The following is a 12,473-nucleotide window of genomic DNA, read 5'->3' on the forward strand; positions in this document are numbered from 1 at the left end:
CCCCTTAATTTGAATTATTTTGTTTTTTTTATTTTTTGCTTCCGGGATTTTTTTGAGTACTAGAATTTAGCAGCTTGTGTTTTATAAAAAGGGAATACTATACGTTTATGTAAAAACAAAAAGCGGTGAAATTTCACCGCTTTTTAATTTGAATTCTATTATTGTTTTATTGTGGGCAAATTACTTTTACCTCAGTTCTTCGGTTGGCTTGGTGTTCTGCTTCTGAGCATTCAACGCCATCAGCGCAACGGTTTAGTAACTTAGATTCGCCATATCCTTTTCCAGTTAAACGTGCTCTTGAGATTCCTTGAGAAGTGATGTAGTCTACTGCTGCATCAGCTCTGTTTTGTGATAACGTTTGATTGTAAGCATTTGAAGCTCTTGAATCAGTGTGTGACGATAGCTCTACTTTAACCCCTGGGTTGTCATTCATAAATTGTACTAATCGATCCAATTCAGGTTTTGCATCTTCTCTAATAAAGAATTTACCTAGGTCATAATGAATGTTTTTTAATGCTATTGCAGTTCCACAATCAGCAGCATCCATACATATTTCTAATTGAATGAATAATGTTTTATTACGATCATAGTCTTTGGTAAGGATAGTCATCGTTTGAGATAAATAATTTTCTTTTTTACCATAAATACTGTAGTTGGTGTTTTGTAATGCTTGAAATGAAAATTCGCCTTTTTGATTGGTATTACTATTTTTCTGTATTGCTGATTGGTTGTTTTTAAGTACAATAGTTACTCCATCGATAGCAATATTAGTGTTACATATTACTGCTTTTCCTTTGATGATAAAATTGCTGTCAGCATATAAAACATCTTTTATTAGTGTTTTGTCATTTGTAAATTCCGATTTCTTAGCCGTGTTACCTTCAAGTGCCACTTCGTTGTACATTCCTTCAATTGTATAATCGTTAGGTAAAAGATCACAGAATTGTACTACTCCAAAGGCATCCGTTTTAGCTGTTTTTAGGACGATTCCTTTTGAATCTTTGATCGATACATCAGTATTTGGTAAAATCTCATTTGTGAATTTATCTTTAGCCGTAGTTTGAATACAATATTTCTTTTCTACTGGAGCTATTTTAGTTTCTTCAACAATTTCTTTTGGTGCTTTTTTTGATGGTCCAAAACGGTAGGTTAATCCACCAAAAGCGCCAATAGAAGATAAATCGATTTTTTGTCTCAAATCAGTTGAGTTGGCAGTTCCCGGCCTGTTGTCACGAATGATTTGCTGGTTGTTAAACGCATTAATCGTGTTGTTTTGACCACCTGAAGTTTGTACTTGTGTCGCAGTAGTTCCAGCTTCATAATAATAAACTTGTTGTGTGCTTCCTGCAGCTAAATATCCTTTGCTTACAAGTATTTCGTTTTTAGCTGATTCTTGTGCGCCACCAAAATAGTGCATGTAATAGGCTCCTGCATGTATCCCCCAGTGTTGGTTAAAGAAGTAGGTGAATCGAGCTTGTCCTTTTCCGGCTAATAGATTTTGCTTGTCCCATCCAGAGTGGTAGGTAAGCACATCTACACTTCCGGTTTTTCTCTTTGCTTCGACCAATATTTCTCCCCCGTCAATAGTTCCTAAACCAGCAAGTAAAGATAGTTCAGCTTGAAACTTATTGTTTTTACTTAGGTGTCTAAAAGAAGGTCCTGCTCCTACAAACATTCTAGTAATATCGTTTTTTGTAACGGTCAAATCTGTGTACGGTTCCGCTACTGGTGTGGCCGTGTTGCTGATATAAAATGGATCAGTGATGTTGCTTTTGGGACTATTTTTGATGTAGTCAAAGTCGGTTTGTAATCCAAACCATTTCCAATAATGGTTTATAGAGACACCGCCCATTACGCCTCCTTTATAATCAATGTATTTAAAATCTTCATTATAGGAAGGGAAATCATATCCCGCTCTAGTTGAAAATTGCCATTCTGTTTTTTGAGCTACTTTGTCAGCTACTTTTGAAACTTGTGCTTTTGTGTTTTGGAATCCCATTCCGATTAAAAGCATTGCTAAAATAATTTTGAAATTTGTTTTCATGGTGTACGTTTTTATTTGGTTGTTGTTTTTTTTACTATATCAATTTTGGTTTTGAATTGTCACCCCCTTTTTTTTGTTTTTTTTACCGGGTGATAATTTTCCAAATTACTCTTGTGAAATAGCGTCTAATTTTTTTGATATACTTTTTCATGTTTTTATTAATAATGAATTGGTATTGGTTTTATACTACTATATCAATTTTGGTTTTGAATTGTTACCCCTTGTTTTCTATTTTTTTTCACATTGTGATAATTTTTTGAATTCAACCTGCGAACGAGTAGCTGCTTTTTTGATTTTCTATTTCATATTTTCAGTTTTGTAATGAACATGCATTTGATTTATAGTACTATATCAATATGGTTTTAGAATTGTTACCCCTTAAATAGAAAAATATTTGATTTTCTTTTTTTACATTAGCCAATAAAATTTTTGCTATGGACAAAACGATACTGCATCCCGACCAATCCTATATTGATGGACTTGCTAACAATAATTCGGCAGTAATTCAATCCATATATAAAAAGTTTGTTCCCAAGGTGGTTTCCTATATAAGGAACAACTCGGGCGATGAGGATCAAGCGCAAGACGTGGTTCAGGAGATAATGATCTTGTTATTTAATCAAGCCAAAGCCAAAAGTTTACAGTTAACTTGCCCTTTTGATGCCTACTTTTTTTTATTGTGCAAAAGGAAATGGCTGAACGAACTGAAAAAAGCGTCTAACAAAGGGGTAACAATAAACGAGGATCAACCATCTATTAATGAATCCACTACAGATATGGTTGCCGAAACTGAATTATTCGAAGAGAAGCAACAATTGTTTGATGCCATGTTCCAGAAGTTAGGCGAAAAATGCCAGGAAGTATTAAAGCTTAGTTTTACCATTAAATCGATGGAAGAAGTGGCCGAGAAACTCAACGTTACTTACGGATATGTGCGCAAGAAAAAATCTTTGTGTACGGGGCAATTAACGCAGTGGATTCAGGAAAATAGTCGCTTTAAATCTTTAAAACTTACCTAGCCATGAACGAAGAGAACTACCTAGTTTTCGATCAATACCTACAAGGGGAATTGTCGGACGCAGACAAAATAAATTTTGAAAAAGAACTAATCCAGAATCAGGAGTTGGCTGCTGCATTTGCTAGTTTCCAGCAAGTAAATGAGCAGTTGGAGGTTAAGTTTGGCCTTGAGAAGGATAGAAATGCTTTTGTAGAGACCTTAAAAGCGGTGTCCAAAGATCATTTTAAGGAACCAAAAAAGAAAGTAGTACAGTTCAAACCTTGGATGTACATGGCTGCAGCCTCTGTTGCTTTGCTTTTTGGAGTATATGTTTTTAATTCTAATTCACATCCAGCATTTGAGGATTACAATCAATACGAAAACGCCTATTTTACTGAGCGAGCTGATGCTGATGTAAAAGTGAAACAGTTAGAAACAGCCTTTAATGCTAAAAAATACGAAGAGGCAATTCCGCTTTTTGAAGCTGTTTTAAAACAAAAGAACACGGTTGAGCTACAGTATTATTATGGAGTTGCTTTGTTAGAAACAAATAAAATTAAAGAAGCCGACCTTATCTTCAATGATATAAAATCAGGAAACTCTATTTATAAAAACAAAGCTATTTGGAGCTTGGCGCTGTCGAAGTTAAAACAAAAAGAGTATGCAGCATGTAAGACCATTTTATTGACTATTCCTCAAGATTATGAAAATTATGAGCAGGTTGAAAAATTATTGAAAAAGTTAGATTAAAATTCAGAGTCATCAATTTAGGATGCACCACGACTTAAGAGAGTTGCGTAAGAAATGTTAGTTTTCTTAGGTTTCCTTTTAGATGTCTTGGTGCATTTTTTGCGTAATAGTTGTAAATTTGACGCTTCAAATACACTATAATGATAATTACCGATACGCATACCCATTTATATTCCGAAGAGTTTAATGAAGACCGCAGCGAAATGATTCAAAGAGCTATTGATGCTGGCGTTTCACGGTTTTTTATTCCGGCGATCGATTCGACTTTTACACAAAGTATGTACGAACTGGAACGTAATTACCCAGAAAACATGTTCTTGATGATGGGATTACATCCCACGCATGTAAAAGACAATTACCTTGACGAATTACAGCATGTCGAGGCAGAATTGGCAAAAAGGAAATTCTACGCAATAGGCGAAATTGGGATCGATTTGTATTGGGATAAAACACATTTGCAAGAGCAACAAGATGCTTTTAGAAAGCAAATCCAATTAGCTAAAAGATATAAATTACCAATCGTTATTCACGGTAGAGACGCTTTTGATGAGATTTTCGCTATTTTAGAAGAAGAAAAATCGGCGGATTTATACGGAATATTTCATTGCTTTTCAGGGAACTATGAGCAAGCGTTACAAGCGATCTCTTATAATATGAAATTAGGAATTGGTGGTGTTGTAACTTTTAAAAATGGTAAGATAGATCAGTTTTTGGACCAAATCGACTTGAAGCACATTGTGTTAGAGACGGATGCACCATATTTAGCTCCCGTTCCTTTTCGAGGCAAACGCAATGAGAGTAGTTACCTTGTAAATGTTATAGATAAATTAGCGTCTATCTACAGTGTTTCGCCTGCTGAAATCGCAGCAATTACCACCGAAAACTCTAGAGTCGTTTTTGGCATTTGAGAGGGTAATTAGCTAGAAATTAATATTTTTTTTGTTCATTTGTGACCTAAAATAACCAATAATGCAAAAATTTGATGCCATCAGACCCTTTTATGATTCTGAAATAAATGAGGCCATTTTAAATGTAAAAAACCATCCGATGATGAAGGCGATGATGGGTTTTACCTTTCCTGAAGTCGATGAGTCGGTTTGGAAAGAGCAGCTGTCAAAAACACATTCCATTCGCGATTTCCAATGTAATTTTATATACCATACCATCCAAAAAGTTTTAGAGAACAGTTCGGATGGCTTAACAACCTCCGGTTTCGAAAAACTAGAAAAAGGGGAGTCTTATCTTTTTGTTTCCAACCATAGGGATATCGTTTTAGATACCACCTTATTAAATGTCTCTTTATTTGAACATGGGTTAGTGATGACTGCATCAGCCATTGGAGACAATCTAGTACAAAAAGATTTCTTGAATGTATTGGCCAAAATGAACCGTAATTTCTTGGTTCAACGAGGTTTGTCACCAAGGGAAATGTTAACAAGCTCAAAAACTTTATCAGAATACATTGGGCATTTAATTCAGCATGAAAATCGCTCTGTTTGGATCGCGCAACGCGAAGGAAGAACTAAAGATGGTAATGACGCTACTAATCCCGGAGTATTAAAAATGCTCGCTATGGGATCTGATGAAGCAAATTTAATGGACTATTTCAAAAAGCTGAAGATAGTTCCTGTTGCTATATCCTACGAATATGACCCTACTGATGTTTTGAAAATCCCACAATTACTTGCAGAGACCAATAACGAAGTTTATGTGAAAGAAAAAAACGAGGATTTCATGACCTTACTAAGTGGAATTATGGGCCCGAAAAAACGCATTCACATTCACATTGGTGACGTATTAGATCAGGAGATTAGCAAAATACAAGCTGAGGTAGATAATAATAATAAGCAAATTCAGGCCTTAGCGCAAGTAATTGACGACTCGATTTTGCAATCGTATAAATTATGGCCAACGAATTATATCGCTTACGATATAGTCAATAAAGGTACAACCTACGCTGATCGCTATACCGAAAGCGAAAAGTCCCTTTTTGAGCGTAGACTCGAAATGCGAATTGATGCCGAAAACCCAGTTGCTTTACAGGGTTTACTGGATATGTATGCAAATCCAGTAGTTAATCAATTAAAGTACGGCAATGAGCTCAAAAGCTAAAATATTACTGCTATACACTGGTGGAACCATCGGTATGAGTAAAGACTTTGAAACGGGGGCGCTAAAAGCGTTTAATTTCAATAAGTTGTTACAACGAATCCCTGAACTTAAACAATTAGATTGCGAGATAGAGACGCTTTCGTTTGAAGATCCTATTGATTCATCGAATATGAACCCTGCAGAATGGGCAAAGATAGCGACGGCAATTGAATCTAATTACGAGCGGTTTGATGGTTTTGTGGTCTTACATGGTTCGGATACGATGTCTTATTCCGCTTCAGCATTGAGTTTTATGCTAGAGAATTTAGCCAAGCCAGTTATTTTTACGGGTTCACAATTGCCCATTGGAGACTTGCGTACGGATGCTAAAGAAAATTTAATAACCGCCATTCAAATTGCTTCCTTACAAGAAAATAATGCGCCGGTTATTAGTGAAGTTTGCCTCTATTTTGAATACAAACTGTATAGAGGAAACCGAACTACAAAAATAAATGCCGAACATTTTAAAGCGTTTACCTCGCCTAATTACCCACACTTAATAGAGTCAGGTGTTCATTTAAAAAAGTGGCCCGAATTATTTTTACCACAAAAAGATCCAGCCAAGTTAATGGTTCACAAAGTGTTGGATTCTAATGTTGTCATCATAAAAATATTCCCTGGTATAAGCCAAATGGTGGTGGCAGCAATACTAAATATTGCAAACTTAAAAGGAGTAATATTGGAAACCTATGGCTCGGGTAATGCACCTACTGAGGATTGGTTTATATCATTGTTGACTAAAGCCATTCAAAACGGTTTGCACATTATTAATGTAACCCAATGTTCCGGAGGCAGTGTTAATATGGGCCAATATGAAACGAGTACTTCATTGAAAGAAATAGGAGTTATCTCTGGAAAAGACATCACTACGGAGGCTGCAATTACCAAGTTAATGTATTTATTGCAACAAGATATTGCACCTGAGCAGTTCAAGGAGGTTTTTGAAAGTCCTTTGCGAGGTGAGATGATATAATAATTAGAAATTGCTTTTGTAAGTCAGTTTTTTTCGTGTTATTTGCAAACCAAAATAGAGAGGTGGCCGAGTGGCTGAAGGCGCACGCTTGGAAAGCGTGTATATGGCAACATATCGAGGGTTCGAATCCCTTTCTCTCTGCAAAGAAATAATGCTTCCTGAAAGGGGAGCATTTTTTGTTTTAGCGTGCGTCAAACATTTTAGTTTGGCTAAGCTATAAAACAAAAAAGGCTCAGGCATGGAATGCCAAGCATTATTTCTTTGTGAGACGCCCTTTGTGGGATCAACGAAGTTAATCCTTTTAAGGCGGGTCAAACTTTTTAGTTTGGCTAAGCTATAAAACAAAAAAGGTTCAGGCATGGAATGCCAAGCATTATTTCATTGTGAGACGCCCCTTTGTGGGATCAACGAAGTTAATCCTTTTATGGCGTGTCAAAATTTTTAGTTTGGCTAAGCTATAAAACAAAAAAGGCTCAGGCATGGAATGCCAAGCATTATTTCTTTGTGAGACGCCCCTTTGTGGAATCAACGAAGTTAATCTCTAGCAATTTCATAGCAAACGTTTTAGACTGTTTACGCAAAAAAATTAACAGGAGTAAATTTGTTTTGCAGGCGCCTGTCTTAGTAATTCGTGTTGTAAACTGGTTGTTTTCGTTACTTAAGTAAGTAGGTTGTCATTCCGACGGAGGAGGAATCTCAACAAACGCAAGCAACAAACAGAGATTCCTCCGTCGTCGGAATGACAAATAAATTCTTAGCTCAATTACATTGAAACCCCATCGCTCGGATAGGCAAAAAAATTCTTTTTACGGATAGCGTGGAATGATATTATGTGCCCACAAAATTGAGTAGGCCATACAAGTCACAAAGATACATTCTGTAAAAAGGTGTAGCTTTTTTGTTTATAAAGGAATTGTTTTTCTAGATTTGTTTTAGTTGCCTATAGGAATAGGCACAGCATGCAATTCTGTTCTGTCAGCTGCACGATGCACACATCCGAGCGATCGGGGGCGAAATTTACCAACAGAAATTTTATGTAAATAAAAATAATTATGAATAAATTTTTGATTAGAAAAAAAATACAATTAGGAGAAAGGACATTTCCTATTGAAAATCTGTATTCTGAGTTACATTTTAATTTCTACTGCGCAAATGGCGAGATTAAACATAAAATTATAATTTCATTAGAAAACTCTAACTTGTTAAGTTCTTTAATTGAAAGCAGTCAAATAGATAACAAAGATCTAGCTCAAAATGATATTGATACATTACAAAATTTAGAAGATAAGAAAAGACCATATCCCTATAGATTTCAAATATATCATTCTCAAGAGTGTAATAATAATTATCTTATTATATTTGATATTTATGAATTTAGAGGCTATTATAGTTTTACTATATATGGAGTTTTACAGATAGAATCAACAATTTCCCCCGCTGGCTTGAGTGCATGCTAGCGCGAGCGTCTCGCTCGTGCCCAGAAAGTAAACATAATATTAATTAAATGATTACAAAATAAAATTTTGGAGAAAAAACAGGAGCCTACTTTGTGAGTTTCGCAACAATAAATTGGATTGACGTATTTACAAGAAATGTTTATGTTTGGATTATTATAGAATCATTGGATTTTTGTAGAAAGAATAAGGGGATGAAAATATATGGATATTGCATTATGCCAAGTCAAGTACATTTAATTTTTCGTTCGGGAAATGTTGATCCATCGGGAGTGATCCGAGATATTAAAGGTTTTACTTCAAAAATAGGCTTAAAACAATTGAAAAAAATGTTCAAGAGAGCCGAAGAGAAACCAAACGAAGTGATTCGGCCTAGCCAATGGATGCTTTGGATTATGGATCGAGCAGGTAAAAAGAATAGTAATGTAAAGCGTAGACAATTTCGCTTCGCCAGTTCTCACGTTCAGGCTCGGGTGGCAACAATATAATCATCCAATAGAGATTTGGTCGCTAAAGGTTTTTGAGCAAAAGCTTAACGATATTCATCAAAATCCTGTTGAGTCAGGTTTTGTAACTGATCCAATAGATTGGAACTACAGCAGTTCTAGAAATTATGAAAATAATGACCAAACACTTTTAGAGATAGATGTGAATTGATTTAAAATGTAGTCACGAGCGAGATGCTCTCGCTAGCAGGGGAATGGTTTAATTGAACAAGCCTCAAAATCAAACTTGAATGAATATTTTAAAAAGGTAGTTAATTCTACTATTCAAAATATGCTAAAATAATATCATTATGATGTATTATAATATTGGAAAAACTAATGAATTAGAAGTAATAGGTTTTTACCCACAAACAAAAAGAACGGATGGGTATCATATAGATTTTTATACAGAAGTATTAGATAATAGTTTCCCAGATTACCAACCACGTTATGGCTTAACTTTAAATCCTAAAAGTAAGGCTACGGATGTGTTAGATAGCGCAAATTTGAATTTTGGAGTAGTAGTTAGTGAAAAGTTTAAAATTTTATTAGAGAAGTTCAATCTACCACCTCATAGATTTTATCCAATTGATGTTTTACGCACTGATATTAAATATTTTTGGTTTCATTATATTACTCAATTTGATAATTTTATTGACTTTAAAGGAACGGAAATTGAAATTTATAATTATCTACCTCCATTTAGTGTAGAAGATATAAGGTCATTTAATTCATTTGATGGCATAATGAATTTTAAAAGATTACTTTCTTTTTCAACAAAAATAAGATTTAAAACAATTAAATTAAACGAAAAATTTCCAAATTACGATTTATTTGAAGTAGCAGGAGCTCAATATTTTACATTAATAAGTGCGCAATTGAAAGTAGAAATTGAAAAACAAGGAATAACGGGTCTTAAAATAGATGAATGTCCAAATATTAAATTATCAAGTGAAGCAGTTTAAAAACCACTTTTCAAAAAGTACCAAATAATGTATGAATTTGTCTTACAAGATACTAAAAGGTCTTTTTTACAGGTTGGCGATATTGTTCTGTAAATACTCTTTAAATCTCTTTTTTGATACAAAAGTTACAATGAGTTTAAGGAGTATTCCTTTTTCCTCCGCTGGCTTGAGCTTATGCTAGCGCGAGCGTCTCGCTCGTGCCCTCAAAGTAAACACAATATTAATTAAATGAGTACAAAATAGAATTTTGGAGAAAAAACAGGAGCTTACTTTGTGAGTTTCGCAACAATAAATTTGAAAGGCGTATTTAAAAGAGTTGATTATTGCCCGCTCCGCAAAGTCTCCTGACTTTGAGGTCTATATAATATCAAGCTGCGCAATCCCGAAAGCTTTCGGGACCTTACTTTGAGCTCTAAATATTACTTTTTAATATAGTCACCTAACTTTAAGAAACAATTTTTTCCCTATCTTTAATTTCAAATCAAAGAATATGAAAGAAGGTTATGTAATAAGAGACCAAGAAAAAGTACATTTTATAACAGCAACAGTTGTAGACTGGATAGATGTTTTTACAAGACAAAATTATAGAGATAGCGTTATAGAATGCATGGATTATTGCATAAAAAACAAAGGAATGATAATATAAGCTTATGTAATAATGAGTAATCACATACACATGGTAGTGCACTCAAATGACGGTAAATTATCAGATTTATTAAGAGATTTTAAAAAAATTTACTGCAATAACAATTTTAGATAAAATTCAAAATGAATCAGAGAGTTGAAGAGAATGGATGCTCGAACGATTTCAAAAAGCTACAGAAACACATACAAGAAATAAAAATTATCAATTTTGGCAATATGGTAATCATGCAGAAGAAGTTTATTCTGAGAAATTCTTATGGTCAAAAATAGATTATATACACATGAATCCTGTGCGTTCAGGATTAGTCAAAAATATTGAAGATTATATCTATTCAAGTGCCAGTAATTACATAAATAAGGAAGGATTAGTTGAGGTAGAATTAGCAGAAATTCCAAAAGTAGATGTTTTAAAAGAATCTTCATTTATCAAGTATTTAAGTCAATCATTTTTTATAATTTATCTCAAAGTCGGGTTCCGCAAGCTTTCGGGATTGCGCAGAAGATATTTTTACAATTTAGCTCAAAGTCAGGAGACTTGGCGCAGCTGGGGGCAGAAACGCACACTTCGTGGAGCGGGGCAAAAAAACATTGTGGAAATTACCATGACTGGTGATATGGCAAAAGACTTTAAAGCTGCTAATGAAGCTGCAGGATTTTCAAGCTTTGGATATAAAGCTCCTAAGTTAGGAGAGGTTCAATTTACTTGGCATCATTTAGATGATTTTAATCCTGCAACCGGTAAAGTTACTGTACAATTAGTTGATCAATCTACTCATACAAAAGTAGGAGGAATGGGACATTCGGGAGGTGTAGCGCAATACAAAACATTTAATGGAAGTGGTTACTAATCAGCAAAATAATATATAATGAGACATTTAACAATTGACAGTTCATTTATTCCATTGGAGAAAGATGAAATAGAGCGTTTTGAATTAGCAAACAATATTGTATTACCAAATTATTTGAAAGATTTTTTTGTGAAATATAATGGAGCATCAACTAAAGAGTACATATACAATAATAATGTTGATTATATTATAAATTCATTTCTTCCATTACTTAAAAATCGGAATGCCTCAGTTGAGTTAATTTTACCAGCTGTACGAGATGAAGATGAGGGTATAGGAAGAAATGATTTGATACCATTTGCTACCGACCCTGGAGGCAGACCTTTTTATGTCTCAATTGGAAGAAATGATGAAGGCGTAATTTATTATGATTTAGTTGGTTTAGGAGATAATGAAATTTTACGCAAAATTGCGGATAGCTTTGAAGAGTTTATAAATGGTTTGCAAGAAGAAAACTCCTAAGCTAGCTTTTCCCGATCTACGAAGTCTTCCCCCGCTCCCGCACGAATCCTTTCGTGTGGATCACCTCTCTACCGCACGAAGCCCGATCTATCGGGTATGCAATAATTTCCTTTTACGGCTAGCGCAGAATTGCATTCTGTGCCCACAAAGTTGAGCAGGCAATACAAGTCAATAAAGCTACATGCTGTAAAAAGGTGTAGCTTTTTTGTTTAGGAAGAAATTGTTTTTTTATTTACCTATGGGAATAGGTGTAGCAAGCAATTTGCGCTATCATATCCGAGCGATCGGCTAAATCACTTCTTCATAGATTACTGTTTTAGAACTAATTGCGATACGTTCGAATGAAAAAATATATTTTAAGCTCTAATAATAGTTTTAGGTAAGTACTATTTTGATAATCAATCAATTTTATATAAGTTAAATAATACAAAATATGTTAATTAGTGTTTTTTATCGGTAATATTTGTTTTTAAACAGATTTTTGTATAGGTTTGTTCTAAGAAAAAAGTAATACTAGTGTAAATCTAAAACAGTAATCAGATGAAAGCAGCAAATAAAAAAGAGGGAATGTTCTTATATGTAGGCAGTTTTTTTATTATTATGGCTGGCTCCTCAATAGCGATTTTGGTTTCTATGTTACTCTAGTTTTCAAGAATAAAATTGTATTATTTCCCCGAATTATAAAAAGCCCCAATTTTT

The 12,473-nt window shown here is 34.3% G+C and carries 11 protein-coding genes, 1 tRNA gene and 1 pseudogene; 12 read left to right on the forward strand and 1 reads right to left on the reverse strand.

Annotation, left to right across the window (positions count from 1 at the left end):
• Nucleotides 1-166 precede the first annotated feature (166 nt).
• Nucleotides 167-2,044 carry an OmpA family protein gene (locus ACZ2G0_RS04730; protein WP_470309227.1) on the reverse strand — a complete coding sequence of 626 codons (1,878 nt, stop codon included), beginning with the start codon at nucleotides 2,042-2,044 and terminating at the stop codon, nucleotides 167-169.
• A 434-nt stretch (nucleotides 2,045-2,478) separates the two neighbouring features.
• On the opposite strand from ACZ2G0_RS04730, the gene ACZ2G0_RS04735 reads away from it, so the two are divergent.
• The 12 genes and pseudogenes from ACZ2G0_RS04735 (at nucleotide 2,479) to ACZ2G0_RS04790 (ending at nucleotide 11,774) form a co-directional block, all read left to right on the forward strand.
• The gene (locus ACZ2G0_RS04735; protein WP_300284314.1) at nucleotides 2,479-3,063 is read left to right on the forward strand and encodes an RNA polymerase sigma factor; all 585 of its coding nucleotides are present in this window, start codon (nucleotides 2,479-2,481) and stop codon (nucleotides 3,061-3,063) included.
• A gap of 2 nt (nucleotides 3,064-3,065) precedes the next feature.
• Nucleotides 3,066-3,791 (forward strand): tetratricopeptide repeat protein, encoded by a 726-nt coding sequence (locus ACZ2G0_RS04740; protein WP_470309228.1) that lies wholly within the window; start codon nucleotides 3,066-3,068, stop codon nucleotides 3,789-3,791.
• Between the two features lie 140 nt (nucleotides 3,792-3,931).
• Complete coding sequence (locus ACZ2G0_RS04745; RefSeq protein WP_470309229.1) at nucleotides 3,932-4,699, forward strand: TatD family hydrolase; 768 nt, start codon at nucleotides 3,932-3,934, stop codon at nucleotides 4,697-4,699.
• Between the two features lie 61 nt (nucleotides 4,700-4,760).
• Nucleotides 4,761-5,903, forward strand: a complete 1,143-nt coding sequence (locus ACZ2G0_RS04750; protein WP_470309230.1) for a 1-acyl-sn-glycerol-3-phosphate acyltransferase — start codon at nucleotides 4,761-4,763, stop codon at nucleotides 5,901-5,903.
• Nucleotides 5,887-6,915, forward strand: coding sequence for an asparaginase (locus ACZ2G0_RS04755; protein WP_470309231.1), 1,029 nt, complete (start codon nucleotides 5,887-5,889; stop codon nucleotides 6,913-6,915). Before ACZ2G0_RS04750 ends, ACZ2G0_RS04755 begins: the two co-directional genes overlap by 17 nt.
• Nucleotides 6,916-6,971: 56 nt before the next feature.
• A tRNA-Ser gene (locus ACZ2G0_RS04760) sits at nucleotides 6,972-7,056 on the forward strand.
• 911 nt (nucleotides 7,057-7,967) lie between these two features.
• Nucleotides 7,968-8,372, forward strand: a complete 405-nt coding sequence (locus tag ACZ2G0_RS04765; RefSeq protein ID WP_470309232.1) for a hypothetical protein — start codon at nucleotides 7,968-7,970, stop codon at nucleotides 8,370-8,372.
• 92 nt (nucleotides 8,373-8,464) lie between these two features.
• Nucleotides 8,465-9,026 (forward strand): annotated as a pseudogene (locus ACZ2G0_RS04770) (transposase).
• 139 nt (nucleotides 9,027-9,165) lie between these two features.
• On the forward strand, nucleotides 9,166-9,819 hold the full coding sequence (locus tag ACZ2G0_RS04775) for an imm11 family protein (protein ID WP_470309233.1): 654 nt from the start codon (nucleotides 9,166-9,168) through the stop codon (nucleotides 9,817-9,819).
• Between the two features lie 490 nt (nucleotides 9,820-10,309).
• On the forward strand, nucleotides 10,310-10,465 hold the full coding sequence (locus ACZ2G0_RS04780; protein ID WP_470309234.1) for a hypothetical protein: 156 nt from the start codon (nucleotides 10,310-10,312) through the stop codon (nucleotides 10,463-10,465).
• A 148-nt stretch (nucleotides 10,466-10,613) separates the two neighbouring features.
• Nucleotides 10,614-11,312: an HNH endonuclease gene (locus ACZ2G0_RS04785; protein ID WP_470309235.1), complete on the forward strand. Its 699-nt coding sequence runs from the start codon at nucleotides 10,614-10,616 to the stop codon at nucleotides 11,310-11,312.
• A gap of 18 nt (nucleotides 11,313-11,330) precedes the next feature.
• Nucleotides 11,331-11,774 carry an SMI1/KNR4 family protein gene (locus ACZ2G0_RS04790; RefSeq protein WP_470309236.1) on the forward strand — a complete coding sequence of 148 codons (444 nt, stop codon included), beginning with the start codon at nucleotides 11,331-11,333 and terminating at the stop codon, nucleotides 11,772-11,774.
• Nucleotides 11,775-12,473: the final 699 nt, after the last annotated feature.

The sequence above is a fragment of the Flavobacterium sp. KKT103 genome, from assembly GCF_055640565.1.

Excerpts from the sequence above, each read along its gene's own strand:
- ACZ2G0_RS04730 (WP_470309227.1), bottom strand. The coding sequence starts at position 2,044 with ATGAAAACAAATTTCAAAATTATTTTAGCAATGCTTTTAATCGGAATG.
- ACZ2G0_RS04735 (WP_300284314.1), top strand. The coding sequence starts at position 2,479 with ATGGACAAAACGATACTGCATCCCGACCAATCCTATATTGATGGACTT.
- ACZ2G0_RS04740 (WP_470309228.1), top strand. The coding sequence starts at position 3,066 with ATGAACGAAGAGAACTACCTAGTTTTCGATCAATACCTACAAGGGGAA.
- ACZ2G0_RS04745 (WP_470309229.1), top strand. The coding sequence starts at position 3,932 with ATGATAATTACCGATACGCATACCCATTTATATTCCGAAGAGTTTAAT.
- ACZ2G0_RS04750 (WP_470309230.1), top strand. The coding sequence starts at position 4,761 with ATGCAAAAATTTGATGCCATCAGACCCTTTTATGATTCTGAAATAAAT.
- ACZ2G0_RS04755 (WP_470309231.1), top strand. The coding sequence starts at position 5,887 with ATGAGCTCAAAAGCTAAAATATTACTGCTATACACTGGTGGAACCATC.
- ACZ2G0_RS04765 (WP_470309232.1), top strand. The coding sequence starts at position 7,968 with ATGAATAAATTTTTGATTAGAAAAAAAATACAATTAGGAGAAAGGACA.
- ACZ2G0_RS04775 (WP_470309233.1), top strand. The coding sequence starts at position 9,166 with ATGATGTATTATAATATTGGAAAAACTAATGAATTAGAAGTAATAGGT.
- ACZ2G0_RS04780 (WP_470309234.1), top strand. The coding sequence starts at position 10,310 with ATGAAAGAAGGTTATGTAATAAGAGACCAAGAAAAAGTACATTTTATA.
- ACZ2G0_RS04785 (WP_470309235.1), top strand. The coding sequence starts at position 10,614 with ATGCTCGAACGATTTCAAAAAGCTACAGAAACACATACAAGAAATAAA.
- ACZ2G0_RS04790 (WP_470309236.1), top strand. The coding sequence starts at position 11,331 with ATGAGACATTTAACAATTGACAGTTCATTTATTCCATTGGAGAAAGAT.